This is a genomic window from Vibrio crassostreae (assembly GCF_024347415.1).
GTDB lineage: Bacteria > Pseudomonadota > Gammaproteobacteria > Enterobacterales > Vibrionaceae > Vibrio > Vibrio crassostreae.
Window position 1 is genome coordinate 863,828 of the sequence record NZ_AP025477.1, and the last position, 21,388, is coordinate 885,215.

Sequence of the window (21,388 nt, forward strand, 5' to 3'; positions counted from 1 at the left end):
AGCGCCTAATTCTATCGCTCAGGCATGCGTCTAAATAACATTTCAACAAAGCCAGTAGCGCGCTGTTTTCTTTCGCTTGGCTCTAAATCAGTTTGGATGCCAGATTGTGCTAATGCTTGCCATTGTACGACCTCAGAGTTAGGTACGAAAAACGCAATGTACAACGATCCTTTCTCCGCTACTTTACCTTCACCATCATAAAATGGCACACCAGTAGATAGCTTGATCGCATCAAAGATCGACTCATCGTTCAGTTCCGATTCTTCCGCCAACCCAAAACCGACAACAACATCGCCGACACCATCCTGTTTTAACTGGTAACCTTTATTAGAGAGTTGCTCTTGAATCGACTCACGCACTAAATCGGTAACCACAGTTTCATCGTATTTTTGAGAAAGGTAAACCTGCTCTGATTCAGGGTGCCACGAGTACGTCATCACTCCGTGTTTCATGAACTCAAAATCACCACTGGTGACCACACCATAATTGTGCGTTGGCGGCAATTCTTGAGTGGTACATGCTGTCAGTCCAATCGCTATCAAAGCCAACTGCGCTACTTTTCTTATGCTTTTTGTTGCACAAATGGATCGTTTTATCATTCGTGACTCCCTTACCCATATAAGAATAACTATCAATTCAACCTCCAACATAAATAGTAATTATGTTAATAGAAAGGTCATTAAACGTTTGCGTAATCGCTAACCTTCACTTCTGTCCATTTTGGGGGTTTTATCACAAAAACAGAGTTGGTATAGTTTACCCCGTTAAACAAAACCAGACCATTCGAGGCACGGAGCTTCCTCAATCATCTCATGAAGAGAAGAATTGGTACCGACAAAGTATCGGCAAATTTAAGAGGGTCAAACAATGGAATTCAATATGGTTGAAATTTTAGGTTACGCTGCGTCTATTATGGTCGCAATTTCATTAACAATGAAAGATATCGTTCGTCTGCGTGTCCTTAACTTTGTTGGCTGTACACTCTTTACAGCATACGGCGTTATGATTGACGCATGGCCAGTTGTCGCGACCAACGGTTTCATCGCTTGTGTAAACATCTACTTTCTTGCAAAAATGCAAAAGGAAAAAAAAACGGAAGCGATGAAAGCAGCGAAAGCTTAAATTAGCGATTAGCATTTCAAATAATTCTGAAAAAGCCCAAATAAAGCGATCTATTTGGGCTTTTTAGTATCTGTCGGTCTCAAAGCACGATTTGTGTGCATCAAATCTTCACTCGAATCGAAGGTTTCAACCACTCACATGTAAGCAACGCGATATTCACTCTCTCGATACGCTTGAGTGTTATTGCGTCCACTCTCTTTGGCTTGATAAAGCGCTTTATCGGCTTTATCGATAGCGGTTTCAATATCAGTCAGTGCCGGAGCATGGCAACAACCAGCGCTGATTGTCACCGGAGACACCAAGCCTTGAAGTTGCTCAACACATAGCCGTAACGCCTCTGATAACTCGAATAACTCATGTTCATCACAATCAAACGTCAACAAAATAAACTCTTCGCCGCCATAGCGTGCAATCAAACGACGACGGTTAACAAATCTCTTAAGTGACTTTGCGACCGCACAGATAACTCGATCGCCTTGAGCGTGACCATATTGATCGTTGACCCGTTTGAAATGGTCAATATCAAGCAAGATGACGCCGACATTCGTTATCGGATAAGGTGAATTCTGAGTAATTTTCAGTTTTAGCTGCTCGATAAAACTCCGTCGACTAGGAAGCCCAGTAAGGTAATCGAGGCTTGCCACATCCAAGATTTTAAGATGACGATGCCGCAGGTAAAGCACCAACACGACAATAATACTTAGCAAACTTACAACCAAAGCCATCAAACTAATAAACAACAGGCTATGATTTCGATTAAGCTCTTGCTCTAAGATACCTGCAGAAATGACCCAATTCAGATAAGGGTAAAACTTGTAGAAGATGTTTTTATTTGTCGTGCCACTGTCACTAGAAATCGAATAACTGAAGTGACCTTCGGGTTTGGTGGCGACTCGATCAATAAGCAGTTCAGACGAGTAGTCTATTAAGGATTTCAATGATTTATGTTCATAATCCGGATGAAGCACTAAGTTACCTTGCAGATCCACAATGTACACATATCCGCTCTCACCGAACGCGTACTTTCTTAGCTTGTCTTTTAAACCTTCAAGATCGACCAAATACATCAATTCTTCTTTATAGGTCGTCGCAACCAATGTATTGCCACTCGGAAGCCTCGTCGAATAAGCGACTTTGGCTCGGCGGTTTATTTCATGAGGATTGGCGTGAAAGTATTCGATCATACCAGAGCCAATACTGAGCTGTTTTTGGATATGAGTAAGGTGACCGCGCTTCTTACCTTGTAAGAATGGATGATAGAGGTGGACGCCTTGCGGAGACATCAAATAAATATAACCCGATTGTCCAATGTGCAATTCACTGGCAATTTGGCTTACCTGTTCAATTTCTTTCTCTGGCGTGGCATGCCATACATGAGACGCAACGGTATCCGTGATTCCTTTAAGATATGTCTTTATCGCCTCATTAACTGTGGTATCGACAATATCGTAGCTCGCATTCACAATCGTACGAAAAAACAGTTGGTTAGATTCTAATAATGACCTTTCAGTTCGATTAAATTGAACAGCGGAAAGAATCATCGACACGACGGCGAGCGCAATGGAAAAATTAAGAATGTACTTACGTCTGACCTTCAAGATTACCCCATAGATTTATAATTTCAGGTAACGCTGTGATTTCTTTTATATACAGATTGTTTTATATCATATTTTTATTTTTTACTGAACGAGTGTCGATATTTTGAGAGGTTTCTATACGCAATCTGTGACTTATAGCAAAAACGCCGAGCTGGATTCAGTTCGGCGTTTTAATTTTACGCTTCAGTTATGTATTTAAATCAAACTAAGATACTGATAAATAAACTTAAAATCATTCGCATTCGTTACCTATAAATACATGATCTAGCGTTAGATTAAGAACAAACCTGAGTCCAGCTACCGTCGCTACCCGGTTCAGAGCTTGTCCACCAGTTAGCTTGGTAAATACTGCCGTTGTGAACCACTTGGTCACCCGTGTTTGCATGGCTTGGATTACCAGCCCAATCTTTCTGAGGTAGATCTGGGTAAACCGTCAAACCTGCAGTGTCGCATGTACCAGGGTTTGTGCCACCATCGCCAGGGTTACCGCCACCTGAACTGATATCACCTAATGGTAGGTCTGGTTGCTCAAAGCTAAAGGCATAATCGACACCATTCACGCTCACTGCATAGTTTGCAGGGCCTGAAATTGGCAAATAATACACCATGTCTAGCTCATACACACCACCAGCAGGAAGATCTTCCCATGCAGGCAACGTGAACGCTACGCGGTGCATAGTACCGTCTAGTCCGCCGATGTTATCCGCACGAGTATGACCCGAAGCAATCACAGACAAACCACCGCCCGATTGATCTTTCGCGTTATCAGGAGCTGATACTGGGATATCGAACTGGAACTCAGTTCCGCCCGGAAGTGCTTGCCCTGTATTGTTCGTGAACGTGATCTTAGGGTTGATTGGGTAGTTTTGGTCACCGACTTTGAAGCCACCAACCGATACTGTGATATCTAGCGCTTCTGTTGGGATAGCGCCCGTCGCGACTTTGTTTCCATATGGTGTTGCAGACTTAAACTTATCGTAGATAGCTTTCGTCATTGTGTTACCCATGTGGAACTCACCGTTACCGCTGTTACATGCTTGCTCAGTGGTATCGATTGAAGTTCGGTTGCCGCTCGCATCGAGAACATAACAGTTATAATCCCCAGCTAGTTCCCAGAACATAATGCCGCCGATTTCTTTATCGATAACGTAGTCCGCTTTCACATCGATAGAATGCTTATCTTCTGTAGAAAGGAATACGCCCTTCTCTGCATTCCACAGCCAAGGTGCAACCGCCACACTGTCGTAGTTACGCGTATAAGTACCCGTTAGAACATCCGTTGGATCGTTGACAGGATCAAGTTTGTAAGCATCTGCATAAGAACCCCAAATACCTTTCTCTAGGTTCTTCGCATGCCACATTGGGTTTGAACCCGCACCCATTTCGTTGCCCTTCGGATCGGTATCGTGCCACATGTTGTCGATACCAATTGCGCCATGACCACAGTTGTTCTTCTCGCCTTCGCCTGTACCCGCTGCACATTCAGATTGATTTGGTAGCGCAGCTCGACCCCAAAGACCATTCTCACCACCCGTTACACCTTGCCAACCACGCGTGTAGTAAGGCACACCGATGTTAATACGACCTGCTGGCATAGAACCACGGAAGTAATGGTAAGCCCAATCCGTGTTCAGATAACCGATACCACCGTAAGCCGCAGTGCCGTAAACGTTCCACTGTGCTAACTCTGAATCTTTACCTGTATCAAACAAGGCAGCGTTATGACCAACGTGATCGTTCCATGCACCGTGAAGGTCGTAAGACATGATGTTTACGTAATCGAGATACTTGGTTACATCGAATGTTTCCATACCGCGCAATAGGTAACCAGAAGAAGGAGCCGCGATAGTTAACATGTAATGATTGCCATCTTCAGCAGACGCTACATCAAGCTTCTCACGCAGCACTTTCATCAATACTTGGTACGAAGCCCATAGGTACTGACGACGTGGTTCCATGAAGTCTTTGTCGTACGGGTTACCAGCACCCGCCATTGAGGTTGGGTATTCGTAATCGATATCCAAACCATCGAACTGGTATTTACGAAGCATTTCTACCGCGGAAGTCGCGAATGTTTCAATACCTTGGTGATTAATAGAACCATCAGCGTTGGTCGTCATGGTGTAGAAACCACCATCAGCCACTCGGCTTCCGTCAGTCGCGAAGTGGCCGCCTGTTTCAGCCCAACCACCGATTGAGATTAACGTTTTAACACCGTGTTTTTTCTTCGCGGTTGCGAGTGCACCAAAGTGACCTTTAAAACCTAATGCAGGATCAATTTCCACGCCCGGCCACTCTTTACCTACAGCAGCATTATTTGGGTCATTTACATCACCCACATTTACTTTGCCGTCTGAACCGATGCTCACGAAGGCATAGTTAATGTGTGTAAGTTGTTCCCAAGGGATGTCATTTACTAGGTAAGCGGCTTGTGGGTCATCCCCTGCACGCCAACTGGTGAAGTAACCAATCACACGACGTGGGTGATCCGCACCCATCTTCTCACGGCCTTCATCATCGTAAATCGTACAGTAAGGGACATCGATACCTTGCGTTTGATACAAGCCATCAGGTCGACAAGTGCTCACCGTTGGAGCGCCGTTAACTGTCAAAGAAGCAAGTGCTGAATCAGTCGTTGCGCCTTGGTTGTCTGTCGCTTTCGCGTAAACCGCTAGAGAGCCTGCTTGAGTGGTTGTGTAATCTAGCGTGTATGGGCTTGTTGCAGCTGTACCCACAAGAGCACCCGCTACGTAGAAATCAACCTTATCAACCGTACCATCGCTGTCTGCTGCCATTGCAGTTAGTGTGACTACACCACCAACATCAACAGATGTCGCTGAAAGGGCAACTGAAACTGTTGGCGCTTCATTACCTGGTTGTGCTGAATCAACAGAAACAGAAACCACACTTGCAACACTTGCTGCGCCTTCATTATCCGTTGCAACAACTGAAACTTGATGGTTACCAGACGTTGCAGCCCAAGCCGCCTCAAATGGTGCCGCTGTCACTACTGCAACCGACGAACCATCGACAAAGAATTCTACCGAAGCAACACTGCCATCAGAGTCGAGTGCTGTTGCGCTAAGTACCACATTATCACCTTCAACAATCACATCGGATGCCGTTGGCGCTGTTAACGAAGCGGTTGGCGCTTCATTTGGTGTACCGCCGCCTCCATTGCCACTACACACATCCAGTTTTTTCCACTGTGCGTAATCACCTTCAAATTGGCTCGGGTTGTTGTTTTGATTCCAGTAATTCGCTGAGTACGCGCTGCCGTCATGTGAAACCTGATCACCACCGGTGTATACCGTGGCTGAGTCCCACGTTTCTAACGTTGAACAATCAACAGCCGCATAACTGTTGAACGCCATTAAGCATGACGCGGTTAGAGTACTGAGTGTAAAAACCTTCTTGGCCACTCTTCCTTGGTTTAGGTGCATGTTAGCTATCCCTTAAGTTGTTGTTTCAAGATGTTTAATCTAAATGGCATTTTCCTCACCACTTAAATCTCTTCGCAAAACAACTGTAGGTAACAGCGCCAATTAAACACCTAAAATATTCAGTATTTATAAAATGACTCGCATTAATTTGTTTATAGCATGCAATGAGTCGACACTTATTTTGCACCAACAACTAATATTAATTTATTTCGGAAAGCTAAAAAATAATGTCTCAAAAATCGGAAATGTGATTTGGATTCGAGAAAAAAATCCGTATCAAAACTAGCCAAAAAGTAGTGATTTAAAGGCGATTTGGGATTCTTTTGGGAATTCGCCCACTTTTTGATAACAAATGTGTTAGTATCGGCGGCTTTTTTGACAAACCTCACATTTCCATGCAAGTGTGGGAGAAATACATAGGCTTGAAAGAGCCAAATATAGCGAAGAAATAATGTCCAACTTGACGCAAGTCGCCAACGAAAACATCAACGCAGAATCTACTTCTATCGATTTCAATAAAGCTCAATCTCTGGGTGAAAAACTGGAACTCGGAAACCCAGTCTTTTGGCTTAGTGGCAGTTTTTTAACCCTCTTTGTCATCCTCGCTTTCACCAACACCTCCGTGTTGTCCGAACTTGTTAACATCGGCTTCAGTTACTCAACTAAGTGGTTCGGTGCTTTCTGGCAAGTCCTACTACTTCTCAACTTCATTATCGGTTTAGTGCTTGCACTAGGTCGCACCGGCCACGTTCGCTTAGGAACGCTTGCCCTACCTGAAATGACCACCTTCAAATGGATGTCTATCGTCCTATGTACGCTGCTAGCTGGCGGCGGTGTGTTCTGGGCAGCCGCAGAGCCTATTGCTCACTTTGTTTCGGCTCCGCCACTTTATGGCAACGCTGATCCACAAGCGATGGCGTTTAACGCTCTATCACAATCTTTCATGCATTGGGGTTTCCTTGCATGGGCAATCTTAGGTGGCTTGTCTTCTATCGTGTTAATGCATCTGCATTACGACAAAGGCCTTCCTCTTAAGCCTCGCACTCTGCTTTACCCTGTACTTGGCGACAAGGCAATCAACAGCTGGGTGGGTAACGTAGTAGACGCATGCAGCATTGTTGCTGTAGCCGCAGGTACTATCGGCCCTATCGGTTTCCTTGGTCTACAAATCAGCTACGCATTGAGCGAACTGTTTGGTATTTCAGACAGCTTTGCAACTCAAAGTGTCATTATTATCTTTGCTATCGCTATGTACACATTGTCTGCATTAAGTGGCGTGAACAAAGGCATCCAACTGGTTAGCCGTTACAACATCATCTTGTCTGTGTGTCTAATCGGCTACATCCTTCTAGTAGGCCCAACAAGCTTCATCGTTGACGGTTACCTACAAGGCATGGGTGAAATGATTGATAACTTCATCCCAATGGCGCTTTACCGCCAAGATACAGCATGGCTAGGTGGCTGGACTGTGTTCTTCTGGGGGTGGTTCTTAGGTTACGGTCCAATGATGGCTATCTTCATTGCTCGCATCTCTCGTGGCCGCACTATTCGCCAAATGATCGTATCTATCAGCATCGTTGCACCGCTTGTAACGTGTTTCTGGTTCAGCATCGTTGGTGGTAGTGGTTTAGCGTTTGAATTAGAGAACCCAGGTGTGATTTCTAGCGCGTTCGAAGGGTTCAACCTTCCAGCAGTTCTTCTAGCAATTACTGCGCAACTGCCGTTCCCTACTCTGATTGCGATTCTGTTCCTTATCCTGACGACCACGTTTATCGTGACGACAGGTGACTCAATGACTTACACAATCAGTGTAGTAATGACGGGCACAACAGAGCCGAATGCAGCAGTACGTACCTTCTGGGGTATCATCATGGGTGCCGTAGCTATTGCACTTATCTCGATGGGCTCTGGCGGCATCTCTGCTCTACAGTCATTTATTGTGATCACAGCCGTTCCTGTATCGTTTATCTTGCTGCCGTGTTTATGGCACGCACCGAAGATCGCGAAGCAGATGGCAAGAGATCAAGGCATCGCTTAATTCCTAATCCGATTTAGTTTCGGTTAGCCTTTAAAACGAAAAAGCCACTCAAGTGATTCACCTGAGTGGCTTTGTTTTATCTGTTCGTTACTTGTATTGACGAAGCTTATTTCTACCGATAGTTCGGCTTATTGAAACTTTTCACCCGCAGCAACCATAAACGACATCTCAACCAATAGCTCTGGGTTTGCCAGTTCAGCTTTTACACACGCTCGGCTTGGTGCACTACCTTCAGGGAACCATGAATCCCACACTTCGTTCAGTGCATCGAAGTTCGCGAAATTTGTTAGGTAAATTGTCACCGACAATACGCGAGATTTATCGCTGTCGACCAAGCTCATCATTTCTTCAGCTTGATCAAAAATTTGCTGAACCTGGCTCTTAATTCCTGCCGATGTATCCGTCTCTGGTACTTCAACAAAGCTTGCGATGCCATTAAATACGGTTACATCTGACCAACGCTTGGTCGGGTTAATTCTATGGATTTTCACGTGCGATTCTCTTCTTATAATTAGGATTTACGTCAGCGTAATCTAATCCAAATTCCTAATATTGAGAACAAAAATTAGATCGCGCTATAGTTCTTAGACTCAATACCCTTGTCACTGACGGCATTCAACTCTAGCAGAGACTATGATCGATGAAGTTACTCCCTTCTCCACTTCAAAATACCCACCAGCACTAGAAAGCTGACGAACTGAGAGTTTGTCTTTTCCTAGCTTATCGAACCAATATGGGGCCAGTGAACATTGCGCAGATCCGGTTGCTAAATCCTCTAAAATGCCGATCTTCGGTGCAAAATAACGAAGTACATAACCGTCATCCGAGCTTTGAGCGGTCACCATGACAGCATGCAGGTCATTGATTTTTTTATACTGTTCAAAATCAGGAGTAAAATTCCTTACTGCTTCCTCTGAATCCAACACTAATACTAAATCTCTTGTCGAGAATACATCGACAACGGGCTGATTCAAAGCCGACAGATCAATTGGAGCATCGCTCCGCTCAACATAAGGTTTACCATTCCAGCTTGGCAGTTCCAATCGAGATAGGCCGTCTTTTCTAGAAATCACGACCTGTCCATAATCACTGTTTAAAGTAACCTCTTCAAACTTATACCGCTCGATCAAATCAGTACCAGCACCCAAACTACCATGACCACACAGGTTTATCTCACCATCTATTGCAAACCAACGGATGTCGAACTGACTTCCCGATTTCTTCACAAAAGCAGTAATAGGCTGTGCTAGTTGATGTGTTATTTCTAATAGTTCCGAATCTGCTAACCATTGCTCTAATTCAACAACCCCACAAGGATTCCCTTTCGCCGACTCTCCACTAAAAGCATCATATATAAGTGCGTTGATAACTTATCTCCTTGTTTCATCTTCTAAAGATTTTAATAAAAACTATCATTTCACTTTTTAAATAAATCATTGATATATATGACATTAAAATGCCAAGTGTAATAATTCATAAGAAGGAGTAATACTCTCATAGTGAAATTAATTTTGCACTAGTGCGGTCATGTTTTAGGACTTATTAATGGAGTACTTTTATGCATGTTCAAACCTATGATTTAAAACAGAGCAATGTGGGATATAACCTTGGTGTGATTGGCGTAGCATTAGTGCTCGCTTGGATTGGTATCTACAAGTTTACGCCAACTGAAGCGATGCTCATTGAACCACTAATCGCAAATCATCCTGCAATGAACTGGCTTTACAATTTATTCTCAGTCCAAGCCGTATCTAACATGGTTGGTGGTGCTGAAATCATTGTCGCGATCGGACTGATGATTGGATTTAAAAAGCCGAAAGTGGCGTTTTATTCTGGCATTGCGGCGGCGGCTATCTTTGTTGTGACGCTGAGCTTTCTAGTTACCACGCCAAACGCTTGGAAAGTATCGGATGGTATTTTGGTTACTAACTTCTTCTTAGTGAAAGATATCCTATTTTTAGCAATCGCGATCAGTATTATCGAACGCAATAAACCTCAAAAGTAACGATAAAGCAATAAGGTTACCCTAAATCTAGAAGACACTTTAAACCAAGAAGTAACCTTGAAACAAAAAGACTCGAAGCTGGCTAGAAGGATGCTGCCAGCTTCTGATGTTTAAAGTTTTACTCTGCACTAGCATCGTGATTGAAGCATTGTCTCGTTACCAAGCCCCATTTTTCGTCCTGATATTGATCTTCCACGTAGTTACCTGATGTGTAGTCATTAACGACCTCTCTCCAGAACTTAACTGCATGCTCTGCACCCAGTACTTGCTTGATCTCCCAACTGCCTTTTAGATGTTCAAACAGCTCACAGATAAACCGTTTCCCTACTTTGTTTTTTCGAAAATAAGGGACGACATAGAAATCGCATATCTCAAACTCATTTGGCGCTTTGGTTTCAATGGCTGTCAAAGCAGCAGGAACTCCATCAATGTAGAGTAAGTAACCTGTTACGGCATCACCAAGCGTCGGATAAATCTCAAACAAGCCATACTCGTCTGGTTTATCTCCGATGATCTTTGAAAACTCGGCGGCATAACCCTGATATAGATTCGCGTATACCTGTTGATTACCACTATAGACTGTCACGATGTTCATAAACTGATCTCTGTATTGTTTCGCACCACAACTGATGTGAGCTCATCTTGTCTAAATCTATTATCTCATTGATGATAGAACAAATAATACATCTCAAACATTCACTTAAGAAAGTATCGCCTTTCGGTAATAATGAGCATCTTGAGCCTTCCCTTTGAACACGGCGTAACTTTCAACGCGCTCAACTAAATCAAATCCTGTATTGGATAGGATTTTATTTGACCCTACATTACCCACTAGCGCATAGGCATCAACATATTTAAGGGAAGAGTGCTCGGCCAAGTAGATAAGTACCTTTCTCACCGCATTGGACGCAATACCTTTAGAACCAAATGCGTGACCTACTCGATAACCTAGTTCTCCACTTTCAGTGTTCTGGTCGATATCACGAACGTTGATTCGCCCACAAATAGTGCCATTAGCGTCTTTGATCAACATAGGAATCATATCGCCATTGTCATATTCTTTTAGAAAGCTTATAACTTGCTCGGCAACACCCGCATTTGAATAAAAACGGTCTTCTCTAGCTGGAACAAATTGCTCAAACCATTCTCTATTTTCGACTTCAAACTCCAATAAATTACTGACATCGCTTGGGTGAAGTAAGTGTAAAAATATATCCATAATCAATACTCTGATGCTTATCTAAAAAGCCGCACCTTACGATTCATACATCTCAGCTTGTCTTCTGAATCTAAGGTAAGTCTCTTAACTTCTTAGCAGGGTTACCTGCATAGATACCTTTCTCGGTGATGTCTTTGGTCACCACACTGCCCGCGCCGATTACCACCCCTTCGCAAATGCTGACAGACAACACTGTCGCATTGGAACCGATGGTAACGTTATTTGCGATAACAGTTCGTCCCCAACTGTCTGGGTTTGGATCTGGCTTGCCATCTTTAAACAAGTCATTCGCGAACATCACCCCGTGCCCAACAAAGCAGTCACTTCCGATCGTCACATACTCACAAATAAAGGTATGAGACTGAATCTTACTTCTGTCACCGATAACCGAGTTCTTTTGAATTTCTACAAAAGGGCCAACGAACACATCATCTTTAAGCTCACAGCCATAAACGTTGCTTGGTTCGATGATAGTGACATTTTCGCCACACGTAATATCAGTAATCTGCGCCTTTAAAACTCTAGGACTTGCCATACTTCCTCTCGACATTGGCGTCATAATTCAACCTAAGCGATTGTGCCTTATGCATTAAAGTGCATCAAATAGATGTATTGAGAGTTGGCAGTGGATCAAAGATTCTGCATAAGTTAAAACAAGCCAACCAACACGACTGACAACAGTATGCCTCCGATAAAACTTGGGACATGAAATGGGCGAGCTTTAGATTTTACGTACTCTTTCTGAAGTTCTTCTTGGTAAGTTTTGACAGCAAGTTCTTTTACGTAGTTATTTTGCATAATAAGCTCCTTTTAAATGAGTAAAAGAAGCTTAAGACTTGAAGTTAGGTTGAGGTAAAGTGAAAATTCAAATTAATCGGCATGTTTGTCTTGCTACTCAATAATGACTCTGAATACATCGTTATTCACACCACCAACATCCACTAACTCTCCGGGCTTCATAACAAGCGAGGCGTTTAGTTGTCGTGTTGAACGCGGCTCTTTCTTTTCTCGAATCACGAGTATATCGACGAAGTAGCCAGGGTCTTGCTTACGTATTGCCCCTGAAAAAGTCACGCTTTCAGCCCTATCAGCGAGCACTGAACTAAATGTTTTATCTTCTAAAACACCCGCAGAGATCGACGTATTACCATAAAAAAGAGTGACAGTTGTTGGGTCAGGAGCTAACTCTGGTTTGGATGAACAACCCATCAGGGCTAGGCACAACAGTAAAATAATTCGAAATTGCATAAACTGGTTTTCTTTCTCTCGTTAAACGCTTTTTGTAAAAATACCATAACGATGATTTAACTCACCGCGTCTGTAAGCTCAGCTTTGAATGACTTGTTGTGTAAGTTATCAGCCTCTGCAGACTGGATGGTTCTAGAGATAAGCTCTTCGAAGAGCTCTAACTGCCCTGCAGGGATGAGCTGATTTTGTATCGCCCTACGTTTGTTAGAATCAAATAACCGCTCGGCCACCCAACCAATTAAGTAGACCAGAGAAAGGCACCCACCAGCTGTAGCAATGTTGCCTTCGATGACTAGAGGTAGATCTTGAACATCTCCACCCATCGCTTCTAATGTTGGTTTTGCATGCGGATTTGTTGTTAGCCTCTTGCCTTTAAGTAAACCGAGTTCGTGCAACACAAAAGATCCAGCGCAAATCGACCCGATTAACTGCTCGCTCGGATCCAACTGTAATGAGTTCATGAACTCTGGTTCTCTCAATGCAGCCGGAATACCACGATAACCACTTGTGATCAGCACAACGTCTTGCTGCGCAACTTCACTCAAATGACCATCGATTTTCACGGTCATACCCAAATGTGAGCGATGCTCGAGCTTGGTTCCGAGAACCTTAACCTCCCAAGAGTCCGTCGTTCTTCCTAGTAAGTCATACATCAAGAAGAAGTCTACATCGGTGAAGTCATCAAATAATACGATTCCGACTTTGTACATAATACATGCCCTTGCTGATTACTCTCGAAAGATAAGAAGCGTTAATAGTGATGCGTTTGATAGAAAGGTGATATTAACCACCACACACTTGAGGTCAAACTCGATCCACAATTATTTATGACCCCAAGGTAACAGCGACGAAGTTAGCCCATTTTCTTTTTACTTCAGGAGTCAACGCTAGTGTAAATTCATAACCTAAGTGATTCTCACGTGTTATTTCAAACCCTAATCGCTTATGAAACTGCACCGACAGTTCATTTAGGCGTAAAACATTGCTTACTAATACCCTTGAATCGCGCTCTTTCAGTATATTTACAATGCCACGAAATAGAGCAAGAAAAGCGGCTTTACTTCTATAGTCTGGGTGTACCACAAACATAGGGACAAACCACTTTCCATCCCCTAAATCACTCAACGTTGTGTAGCCAATTAGCTTATTCTGTCGCCGATATTCGACAAGCAGTCCTTGTTCCATTGATTGAGTGCGCAATGCTAAATACACATCTCTATCTACTGGAAAGCCCGCTTCTTTTGAAATTGACTCTAATGTCATCAAGTCCAGCTCTAAATATTCTTCCATTACTGCCTCTTACCCGTACTTAAAAGAATTGCAGAACAAAGCACGCAATAAACGCCGGTAAGCCAGCAATGAATAACACTAAGCCCGTTTGATAATTCATTCGATAGTCTTCTTGTTGGTCTTTAGCAAAATCGTGCCCGTCGACCATTTTGTAGACTTTGTCTGTAATAGGATCATCTAAGCGCGTTGTTTTGCTATGAACGCCTCCCTCCCACAGAAGTTTTGCCAATATCCAAATGACAATAACGACAAAAAATAAGAAGTCGACGAGTCGAGTAGAAGCAAAGAAAGGAAAAAACTGCGACAGCACATAAACGACCATTGCAGCCATCAAATTGATAAGCACCACTTTCTTTAACAAATCGAGCAAATGAACCTCCTCCAGAATCTTAGTACCTCAATAACAGGTATTTATAAAATTTAGATTTCTCGGTCAATCAAAAATTATGCGCAAGATTGCACTATATGAAGTGCCGCATGTTTAACAACCTTTATTGCTGATAGGAAGCATTACACCGCTCGTGGGGATGTATTGAGGTGGCGCTTACATTCGCGCCCAACTTGTGATGAATTGGAGTCATTGATTCGGTATACACTGTCGCTTAATCGCAGGCCTTCAAACTGAATCAGCTCTAATTCCAAGTTAGGAAATAGAGCCGAAATTTCAACGCTGTTATCGATGTGTGTAACGATGTTTAAGCAACAATGTCTTGTGGAGGTGTACCTTCGCAGTTAGAAACGACGGCATCAATTTGAATTAAAGCGTTCATAGGAATCTCTGAAACCCCAACCACCGTTCTTGCCGGTAAATCAGCATTAAAGAACGTAGTGTAGATTTCGTTCACCGCATCAATATCTGAAACATCTTTAAGCTGAATATTAATTTTCACCGTATCGTCCATGCTGTGGTCAACACTTTCAATGATCGCCTTAATATTCTTAAGACATTGTTCAGTTTGCTCTTTTATACCACCAGCAACCACTTCATTGGTTTTCGGATCTACAGGCAGTTGACCTGAAATATGATTGTAGTGAGAGAAAGCGACTGTGTGCGAATAAGCCATAAATGGCGCATCAACCGTATTATTAGCTTCGATAACCAGTAAGCGAGTGTCTTCTGGCAGTTGTGGCGGTGTACCGTCGCCATGTGAAACGGATGTATCAATTTGAATTAAAGCGCCCATTGGTAGTTCAGCGGCATTAACAACCGTTCGCGCTGGAACATAACTTGGGAAGAACTTAGTACAAGCTTCGTTTACCTTTTCTGCATCTTCGATATCTTTTAGGTAAATAGTGGTTTTAACCACGTCATTCATGACATGACCGATGCTCTCTAGAATCGTTTTAATGTTTGCTAAACATTGTGTCGTTTGTTCTGTGATACCACCTGAAACCAACTCACCTGTATTTACATCGATAGGCAATTGAGCCGAAAGGTTGTTGTAGTGAGAAAAAGCCGCTGTTTGCGTAGAGACAACACTATGCGGAGCGTTATCTGTATTTCTTGATACCTTTACCAGCGCGCAAGGTGCTTGTGGTTTAGTGCCTTCGCCGTTTGAAATCAGCGCATCCATTTGCACTAGCGCGTCGCTATTCGGTAGCGCAGCTACGCCCACAACTGTGCGTGTAGGAAGACTATTGTTGAAGAAGCTTTTGTAAACTTCATCGATAGCATCGATATCAGAAATATTCTTAACGAAAACATTAATCTTTACGACATCATCCATAACATGGTCGATGCTTTCAACAATGGCCTTAATATTATTCAAGCATTGTACTGCTTGGTCTTTAATATCACCAATCACAACTTCACCTGTTTTAGGATCGACAGGTAATTGAGCTGAAAAGTTATTATAATGAGAAAAAGCGACCGTTTGTGTAGATACAGAATTAATTGGTGCATTTTCAGTATTTCTTGAAATTTTAATGATATCGCTACTCATCGGAATTATCCTTTTAATAATATAGTAATACGTGTTTATGTGGAACAATCGTATTGGAAAGAATGATTGAAGTAGCGCCATGTTAAGTGAATTATTTTAGGGTAAACGTGATACCTGTCAGACTCTAAGGTGACTATAAATCAGCAGGTTATAGAATAATTAGTCATCACACGACTAAATATCCGTCACATTTGGCTTTATCAACTGCTAAATTCTCTTTAATTTTTAAACTATTCAATAATATTGAATACTCTCTCAGATAATTCTATGAGTTATTCCAAAAATTTAGATGCTGTTTGATAGGTTGTTCACAATAAAACAGCCTTATTATCAGAACCATTGAACTACCACAGAAATATCCTGCATAAACTCTTAAGCAATTTAACTAATTATTTTAAAGAGGCTGTTTTATACAAGTACGTTAATAATATGTTCGATACTCAAATGCCAATAGTCTAACAACACCCATTATTAGATACATATCCTCATATAATTAAACAATTGAGAAGCCTAGGGTAACAGCAGAGAAAGGTGGTTGTGATACTAAGAAGTGGTGCTTTCTAAAATGAAGATGGCGTCAGACGAATTATCGACGCCATAGCTTTCGGGACATAAATATTGAGTAAAAACTAAACCGCTCTTGGGGTGGTATTGAAGTGGCGCTTAAATTCGCGGCTGAATTGGGATGGACTGGAGTAGCCGACTCGGCGCGCGGCATCGTTGATTCGTAGGCCTTCTAACTGGATCAGCTCTTTGGCTTTGTTGAGCCTTACCTTCTTCAAGTATTGAAGTGGCGATTCAAAGGTGACGTTACGGAAAGCATTATGGAAAGCAGACACACTCATGTTCGCTTCATCGGCTAGCGATTGAACGGTAATGGTTTGGTCATACTCTTCATGTACTTTAGACAGTGCTTTGGCAACACGTGCGTAATGGCCGTCGTGATGGGCGAGATCGAATAGCACACGCCCTTCTGAACCGGTTAGTGCGCGATAAACAATTTCGCTGACCATGGCATCACCCAATATGTTGGCTTCGATGTCGCAATGCAGCATTTTCACCAATCGAGTAAAACTTTCTAGCATTTGCTCTTCCATCGGCGTGGACTCTAAGCCGCTAGAATTCTGTTTGTGCTTATTGCAGTAGCTCTCAAGAAAGCCTTGGTCTTCTAACTTTTTTACCAAGCTGTGCAAACGTTGAGAGTCAATGTTGATAGATAAACCAAGTAATGGTTCGCCATTAACAGGCAAGGCCTCACACTCCAACGGCATTGGCACACCTACTACAAGGTAATCTCCTGCTGCGTAAGTTACTGGGCGTTCGCCAATATAGATGTTCTTTTTACCTTGCCCGAGCATTATGATGCCAGATTGGTAAGTAAAAGGCTGACGCTGATTGCCACCGCTGCTTCTATATAACCACACGCCGTCAATTTCTGTTTCTCTGATCCCTTCGAGATCATCCCAACCTTTGTGTTCTACATAAGACTGTAACAACTGCGCGAGTGTTTTCATAAGTGGCGACTTTCCATTCCAAGTGCTAAGAGTAAGTAAGCTAAAGCAGAGAAAGAATATCAATTTTGTAGAAATAGGCAATTTATTTGGAGGATCAGCTCTTCATCACCCTAGATTACTGTACTAATATGCAAATATAGAAATTGAGCAATCAAATAAAATAACAAATTGAGCTTTACACAAGGAATCTCTAATGCAATTCACTTATGTTAACCCTACAGTTATCCACTTCGGCCAAGGCCAAATCAACGCTATCAGCCAAGCGGTTGATACTTCGAAGAAAGTACTAGTCATCTACGGTGGCGGTTCAATCAAAAACAATGGTGTTTACGACCAAGTAGTCGCATCTCTTAAAGATCACGCTTGGATTGAATTTTCTGGTGTTGAAGCAAACCCAACCAAAGAAACGCTAGATAAAGCCGTCGCTCTTGTTAAACAAGAAAACGTAGAATTCATTATCGCTGTTGGCGGTGGTTCGGTAATCGATGGTTCTAAGTATGTTGCTGCAGCGGCTAAATACGACGGTGACGGTTGGGACATCCTAGCGGGCAAACACCAAGTAACAGAAGCGACGCCAATCGGCGCAGTGCTGACGCTTCCTGCTACAGGGTCTGAATCTAACATGGGTGCAGTAATCACTCGTAAAGCAACTCAAGAAAAACTGGCATTCATGAACCCTGCGGTGCAGCCTAAGTTTGCAGTAATGGACCCAGATGTAATGAAGTCTCTGCCTGAACGCCAACTAGTTAATGGTTTAGTTGATGCTTGGGTACACGTATGTGAGCAATACATCACAATGCCAACAGACGCGATGGTTCAAGACGGTTACGCAGAAACTCTGCTGAAAAACCTACTTGTACTGGGTAAGCAATACGACGAGCGTGACAACGACGCATGGCGTGCCAACCTAATGTGGACAGCAAACCAAGCGCTTAACGGCCTGATTGGTACGGGTGTTCCTCAAGATTGGGCAACACACATGATTGGCCACGAGTTCACAGCACTATGGCACGTAGACCACGCACGCTCACTTGCGATTGTTCAACCTTCACTACTTCGTAACCAAATCGAAGCGAAGCGTTGCAAGCTTGAGCAAATGGGTCGTAACGTATTTGGCCTAGAAGCGGGCGCAGATTTAGCCGAGCGCACTATCGATGCAATCGAAGCGTTCTACCACAGCCTAGACGTTGCAACTATGTTCGACGGCTACGAAACAAACAAAGAAACAGCGATCGACAATGTTGTCGCTCAACTTGAATCACATGGCTACCTGCAACTTGGCGAAAACCAAGCAATCACGCCAGAGAAGACTCGTGAAATTCTAGAGTCTGCGATTCAATAGCGTTCAAAATTAGAGCAAGGAAAACAAGGTTCTAAGGAAAATCGTCATAATCTAAAAATTTATGCCGTGAAACTGAACCAAATTCTTTGCCCTTGCGTATATCCTCAAGCAGCGTCCAAATCAGGCGCTGCTTTTTTATTTGCCCTACAAGATGCTATTAAATTCTCATAAGTCCCTAATTTTATGTGCAATCATATTTCTATATTGTTAAGGTAAACCTGTCTCTTTACTAGGTATGAACAACGATTTGAACAATCTCAAGGAAATGGTTAAGTTTAAGTCACTTAACAAGTGGTATGGTGATTTTCATGCCCTAAAGGATATCGATTTAAATATTGAACAAGGAGAGATAGTGGTGATTTGCGGGCCGTCAGGTTCGGGTAAATCAACCTTGATCCGTTGTATCAATCAGCTAGAACCTTTCGAGAGTGGCGAGCTTTCTGTGTTAGATCAAGCACTTCCGAGCAAATTTAACACCCCAGGCCAAGTTGGGATGGTGTTTCAGCACTTTCATTTATTCCCCCATCTTACTGTGCTTGAGAACTTAACTTTGTCCCCAATTCGTACGCTTAAAAAAAGTAAACACGAAGCCGAGAAGCTTGCAATGCACTATCTTGAGCGTGTACACATCGCAGAACAAGCCAACAAATACCCAGTGCAACTCTCTGGCGGTCAGCAACAACGCGTGGCTATCGCCCGTTCTCTATGTATGAAGCCGGAATTACTCTTGTTCGACGAACCAACTTCAGCGCTTGATCCGGAGATGATCAACGAAGTGCTCGATGTAATGGTTGAACTGGCGAGTGAAGGTATCACCATGGTGTGTGTGACCCATGAAATGGGCTTTGCGAAACAAGTGGCCGACCGTGTTATCTTCATGGATGAAGGACAAATTGTGGAATCGAATACGCCACAAGCGCTCTTTGAAAACCCTCAACATGAACGTACTCAAGCGTTCCTAAATCAGATCCTGACTTATTGATGTTGATTCGAATTATTAAACCCGCCCTATCCGCTTTGGTACAGATTGTTGTACTGGTGGCTGCTGTTGTATGGATTCTCGATTCTGGTGCACAAACCATGGGATACAGCTGGCAATGGGAGCGCGTGCCAGACTATATTGCTTTCTATGAAGATGGCGAATGGTGGCCTGCTGAATTAGTTGAAGGGCTACTGGTTACCATCAATATTTCTCTGATTTCTTTGGTCGCGACGCTGATTATTGGTTTAACGACAGCGCTATTGAGAAACTCAAATTCTGTGGTTGGACGTACCCTAGCCACCAGCTATGTTGAGTTGATTCGTAATACGCCGTTATTAGTACAAATTTATTTGCTCTATTTTGTATTTGGCCCCGTATTAGGGCTGGATCGCTTTAGCACTGCCATTTTAGCCTTGGCACTTTTCCAAGGTGCTTACACCGCCGAGATATTCCGTGCCGGTTTAAATGGTATTGCGAGAGGACAATTTGAAGCAGCTCAATCCTTGGGATTATCAAAGACCTATACTTACTGGGATGTGATTCTTCCTCAGGTGGTGCAACGCACCTTGCCACCTTTGACCAATGAAGTGATCTCTCTAATTAAAAACTCTTCGATTGTGAGTGTCATGGCTATTTTCGACCTGACAACCGAAGCCAGAAACATTGTTTCTGAAACCGCGATGCCATTCGAGATTTGGTTCTCTGTGGCGATCATTTATCTTGCTCTTACACTTTCACTTTCTGCCGTTGCTGCTTGGCTTGAGCATAAGCTCGGAGCTAACTGGCGAACACAATAAGGATTTATCAGCATGAAGCTATTTAAAACCGCGATTACAGCCCTACTTGCGCTTGCCGTAAGTTTGCCTGCACTTGCTTCTGAAACGCCTAACCTCGATAAAATCAACGAACGTGGCTCACTGCGCGTTGGTATGTCGACATTTGTTCCTTGGGCGATGCGTAACAAACAAGGCGATCTCGTTGGCTTTGAAATCGACGTGGCGAAACGCCTTGCCGAAGATTCAGGTTGGAAAGTCGAATTTGTACCTACGGCATGGGACGGCATTATCCCTTCTCTATTATCGAAGAAGTTTGATGTGATCATCGGCGGTATGTCTATTACTGAAGCGCGAGCTAAAAGCGTACTGTTCACTGAACCATACTCGCACTCTGGTGTTCAACTGGCTGCTAATAAAGAGCTAGCGGAAGGTTTTACTCAGATCTCTGATTTTGATTCTCGTCGCGTGAAAATTGCTGCTCGTCGTGGTGCGTTCACAGTTCAAGTGGCTCGTGAAACCTTCCCTAAAGCGAAAGTTCTACAGTTCGATGACGATGCTCAAGCATTCCAAGAAGTGTTAAACGGCAACGCGCACGCGGTTATCGCGTCTAGCCCGAAACCAGAACACGAAGCGATCAAAAACGCAGACACGCTATTTATTCCATTTGAAGAGCGTCTATCCAAAGGTAACGAAGCATTTGCAGTTCGCCTGGGTGAAACTGACAAGGCAGAGTTCTTCAACGAATGGATCAAAGCACGTACTGAAGACGGTTGGTTGAAAGAGCGTTACGAGTACTGGTTCTCTACTTTAGATTGGCAAGACCAGATTGCTCAAGGTCAGTAATCTGAAGTTGAGCTCACTTTTTAAT

The 21,388-nt window shown here is 43.2% G+C and carries 22 protein-coding genes; 7 read left to right on the plus strand and 15 right to left on the minus strand.

The genetic code is table 11. The features are described 5' to 3' along the window. Positions 1-11: 11 nt before the first annotated feature. On the minus strand, positions 12-599 hold the full coding sequence (locus OC193_RS19620) for a DUF4136 domain-containing protein (RefSeq protein WP_048662602.1): 588 nt from the start codon (positions 597-599) through the stop codon (positions 12-14). A 268-nt stretch (positions 600-867) separates the two neighbouring features. Here OC193_RS19620 and OC193_RS19625 point away from each other — a divergent pair, with 268 nt between their 5' ends. Continuing rightward, a complete protein-coding gene (locus tag OC193_RS19625) occupies positions 868-1,122 on the plus strand; it encodes a YgjV family protein (RefSeq protein WP_019821983.1) in 255 nt (84 codons plus the stop codon). Positions 1,123-1,256: 134 nt separating this feature from the next. Here OC193_RS19625 and OC193_RS19630 read toward each other — a convergent pair whose 3' ends face one another. Next, complete coding sequence (locus OC193_RS19630) at positions 1,257-2,720, minus strand: sensor domain-containing diguanylate cyclase (protein WP_048660045.1); 1,464 nt, start codon at positions 2,718-2,720, stop codon at positions 1,257-1,259. Positions 2,721-2,995: 275 nt separating this feature from the next. Continuing rightward, positions 2,996-6,163, minus strand: coding sequence for a chitinase C-terminal domain-containing protein (locus OC193_RS19635; protein ID WP_048662601.1), 3,168 nt, complete (start codon positions 6,161-6,163; stop codon positions 2,996-2,998). Positions 6,164-6,614: 451 nt separating this feature from the next. Here OC193_RS19635 and OC193_RS19640 point away from each other — a divergent pair, with 451 nt between their 5' ends. Continuing rightward, positions 6,615-8,201 (plus strand): BCCT family transporter, encoded by a 1,587-nt coding sequence (locus tag OC193_RS19640; protein ID WP_048662600.1) that lies wholly within the window; start codon positions 6,615-6,617, stop codon positions 8,199-8,201. Positions 8,202-8,329: 128 nt separating this feature from the next. Here OC193_RS19640 and OC193_RS19645 read toward each other — a convergent pair whose 3' ends face one another. Together OC193_RS19645 and OC193_RS19650 are read right to left on the minus strand one after the other, a co-directional pair. Further along, complete coding sequence (locus tag OC193_RS19645) at positions 8,330-8,692, minus strand: RidA family protein (RefSeq protein ID WP_048660042.1); 363 nt, start codon at positions 8,690-8,692, stop codon at positions 8,330-8,332. Between the two features lie 111 nt (positions 8,693-8,803). Continuing rightward, positions 8,804-9,568, minus strand: coding sequence for a PhzF family phenazine biosynthesis protein (locus OC193_RS19650; RefSeq protein WP_196299418.1), 765 nt, complete (start codon positions 9,566-9,568; stop codon positions 8,804-8,806). 191 nt (positions 9,569-9,759) lie between these two features. Between OC193_RS19650 and OC193_RS19655 the strand changes: the two genes are divergently transcribed. Then, complete coding sequence (locus OC193_RS19655) at positions 9,760-10,206, plus strand: DUF417 family protein (protein ID WP_048662598.1); 447 nt, start codon at positions 9,760-9,762, stop codon at positions 10,204-10,206. A gap of 118 nt (positions 10,207-10,324) precedes the next feature. Here the strand turns inward: OC193_RS19655 and OC193_RS19660 are convergent, their stop codons facing one another. The 10 genes from OC193_RS19660 to OC193_RS19705 all read right to left on the minus strand — a co-directional run bounded on the left by OC193_RS19660 (position 10,325) and on the right by OC193_RS19705 (position 17,420). Beyond that, on the minus strand, positions 10,325-10,801 hold the full coding sequence (locus OC193_RS19660) for a GNAT family N-acetyltransferase (protein WP_048660039.1): 477 nt from the start codon (positions 10,799-10,801) through the stop codon (positions 10,325-10,327). A 105-nt stretch (positions 10,802-10,906) separates the two neighbouring features. Beyond that, the gene (locus OC193_RS19665) at positions 10,907-11,425 is read right to left on the minus strand and encodes a GNAT family N-acetyltransferase (RefSeq protein WP_048662597.1); all 519 of its coding nucleotides are present in this window, start codon (positions 11,423-11,425) and stop codon (positions 10,907-10,909) included. A 70-nt stretch (positions 11,426-11,495) separates the two neighbouring features. Next, positions 11,496-11,960 (minus strand): acyltransferase, encoded by a 465-nt coding sequence (locus OC193_RS19670; RefSeq protein WP_017082069.1) that lies wholly within the window; start codon positions 11,958-11,960, stop codon positions 11,496-11,498. Positions 11,961-12,073: 113 nt separating this feature from the next. Further along, complete coding sequence (locus OC193_RS19675; protein ID WP_017108090.1) at positions 12,074-12,223, minus strand: hypothetical protein; 150 nt, start codon at positions 12,221-12,223, stop codon at positions 12,074-12,076. Between the two features lie 93 nt (positions 12,224-12,316). After that, positions 12,317-12,673 carry a hypothetical protein gene (locus tag OC193_RS19680; RefSeq protein WP_048660037.1) on the minus strand — a complete coding sequence of 119 codons (357 nt, stop codon included), beginning with the start codon at positions 12,671-12,673 and terminating at the stop codon, positions 12,317-12,319. 56 nt (positions 12,674-12,729) lie between these two features. Next, complete coding sequence (locus OC193_RS19685) at positions 12,730-13,383, minus strand: DJ-1/PfpI family protein (protein WP_048662596.1); 654 nt, start codon at positions 13,381-13,383, stop codon at positions 12,730-12,732. Between the two features lie 115 nt (positions 13,384-13,498). Then, positions 13,499-13,963, minus strand: coding sequence for a GNAT family N-acetyltransferase (locus tag OC193_RS19690; protein ID WP_048662595.1), 465 nt, complete (start codon positions 13,961-13,963; stop codon positions 13,499-13,501). Positions 13,964-13,982: 19 nt separating this feature from the next. Beyond that, positions 13,983-14,333: a hypothetical protein gene (locus tag OC193_RS19695; protein WP_048662594.1), complete on the minus strand. Its 351-nt coding sequence runs from the start codon at positions 14,331-14,333 to the stop codon at positions 13,983-13,985. Positions 14,334-14,658: 325 nt separating this feature from the next. Next, positions 14,659-15,906, minus strand: a complete 1,248-nt coding sequence (locus tag OC193_RS19700; RefSeq protein WP_048662593.1) for a RidA family protein — start codon at positions 15,904-15,906, stop codon at positions 14,659-14,661. A 629-nt stretch (positions 15,907-16,535) separates the two neighbouring features. Beyond that, on the minus strand, positions 16,536-17,420 hold the full coding sequence (locus tag OC193_RS19705; RefSeq protein WP_048662592.1) for an AraC family transcriptional regulator: 885 nt from the start codon (positions 17,418-17,420) through the stop codon (positions 16,536-16,538). A 193-nt stretch (positions 17,421-17,613) separates the two neighbouring features. Here OC193_RS19705 and OC193_RS19710 point away from each other — a divergent pair, with 193 nt between their 5' ends. From OC193_RS19710 to OC193_RS19725, 4 genes are all read left to right on the plus strand, one after another. Further along, positions 17,614-18,762, plus strand: a complete 1,149-nt coding sequence (locus tag OC193_RS19710) for an iron-containing alcohol dehydrogenase (RefSeq protein WP_048662591.1) — start codon at positions 17,614-17,616, stop codon at positions 18,760-18,762. A gap of 235 nt (positions 18,763-18,997) precedes the next feature. After that, on the plus strand, positions 18,998-19,744 hold the full coding sequence (locus tag OC193_RS19715) for an amino acid ABC transporter ATP-binding protein (protein ID WP_048662590.1): 747 nt from the start codon (positions 18,998-19,000) through the stop codon (positions 19,742-19,744). Next, positions 19,744-20,541 carry an amino acid ABC transporter permease gene (locus OC193_RS19720; RefSeq protein WP_048662589.1) on the plus strand — a complete coding sequence of 266 codons (798 nt, stop codon included), beginning with the start codon at positions 19,744-19,746 and terminating at the stop codon, positions 20,539-20,541. Before OC193_RS19715 ends, OC193_RS19720 begins: the two co-directional genes overlap by 1 nt. Before the next feature lie 12 nt (positions 20,542-20,553). After that, positions 20,554-21,363, plus strand: a complete 810-nt coding sequence (locus OC193_RS19725; protein ID WP_017093706.1) for a transporter substrate-binding domain-containing protein — start codon at positions 20,554-20,556, stop codon at positions 21,361-21,363. The last annotated feature ends 25 nt before the right edge of the window (positions 21,364-21,388 follow it).

What these genes read in the sequence shown, in the direction of transcription:
- OC193_RS19620 (WP_048662602.1), bottom strand. Translation starts at nt 599, where the DNA reads ATGATAAAACGATCCATTTGTGCAACAAAAAGCATAAGAAAAGTAGCG.
- OC193_RS19625 (WP_019821983.1), top strand. Translation starts at nt 868, where the DNA reads ATGGAATTCAATATGGTTGAAATTTTAGGTTACGCTGCGTCTATTATG.
- OC193_RS19635 (WP_048662601.1), bottom strand. Translation starts at nt 6,163, where the DNA reads ATGCACCTAAACCAAGGAAGAGTGGCCAAGAAGGTTTTTACACTCAGT.
- OC193_RS19640 (WP_048662600.1), top strand. Translation starts at nt 6,615, where the DNA reads ATGTCCAACTTGACGCAAGTCGCCAACGAAAACATCAACGCAGAATCT.
- OC193_RS19655 (WP_048662598.1), top strand. Translation starts at nt 9,760, where the DNA reads ATGCATGTTCAAACCTATGATTTAAAACAGAGCAATGTGGGATATAAC.
- OC193_RS19660 (WP_048660039.1), bottom strand. Translation starts at nt 10,801, where the DNA reads ATGAACATCGTGACAGTCTATAGTGGTAATCAACAGGTATACGCGAAT.
- OC193_RS19665 (WP_048662597.1), bottom strand. Translation starts at nt 11,425, where the DNA reads ATGGATATATTTTTACACTTACTTCACCCAAGCGATGTCAGTAATTTA.
- OC193_RS19670 (WP_017082069.1), bottom strand. Translation starts at nt 11,960, where the DNA reads ATGGCAAGTCCTAGAGTTTTAAAGGCGCAGATTACTGATATTACGTGT.
- OC193_RS19675 (WP_017108090.1), bottom strand. Translation starts at nt 12,223, where the DNA reads ATGCAAAATAACTACGTAAAAGAACTTGCTGTCAAAACTTACCAAGAA.
- OC193_RS19680 (WP_048660037.1), bottom strand. Translation starts at nt 12,673, where the DNA reads ATGCAATTTCGAATTATTTTACTGTTGTGCCTAGCCCTGATGGGTTGT.
- OC193_RS19685 (WP_048662596.1), bottom strand. Translation starts at nt 13,383, where the DNA reads ATGTACAAAGTCGGAATCGTATTATTTGATGACTTCACCGATGTAGAC.
- OC193_RS19690 (WP_048662595.1), bottom strand. Translation starts at nt 13,963, where the DNA reads ATGGAAGAATATTTAGAGCTGGACTTGATGACATTAGAGTCAATTTCA.
- OC193_RS19700 (WP_048662593.1), bottom strand. Translation starts at nt 15,906, where the DNA reads ATGAGTAGCGATATCATTAAAATTTCAAGAAATACTGAAAATGCACCA.
- OC193_RS19705 (WP_048662592.1), bottom strand. Translation starts at nt 17,420, where the DNA reads ATGAAAACACTCGCGCAGTTGTTACAGTCTTATGTAGAACACAAAGGT.
- OC193_RS19710 (WP_048662591.1), top strand. Translation starts at nt 17,614, where the DNA reads ATGCAATTCACTTATGTTAACCCTACAGTTATCCACTTCGGCCAAGGC.
- OC193_RS19715 (WP_048662590.1), top strand. Translation starts at nt 18,998, where the DNA reads ATGAACAACGATTTGAACAATCTCAAGGAAATGGTTAAGTTTAAGTCA.
- OC193_RS19720 (WP_048662589.1), top strand. Translation starts at nt 19,744, where the DNA reads ATGTTGATTCGAATTATTAAACCCGCCCTATCCGCTTTGGTACAGATT.
- OC193_RS19725 (WP_017093706.1), top strand. Translation starts at nt 20,554, where the DNA reads ATGAAGCTATTTAAAACCGCGATTACAGCCCTACTTGCGCTTGCCGTA.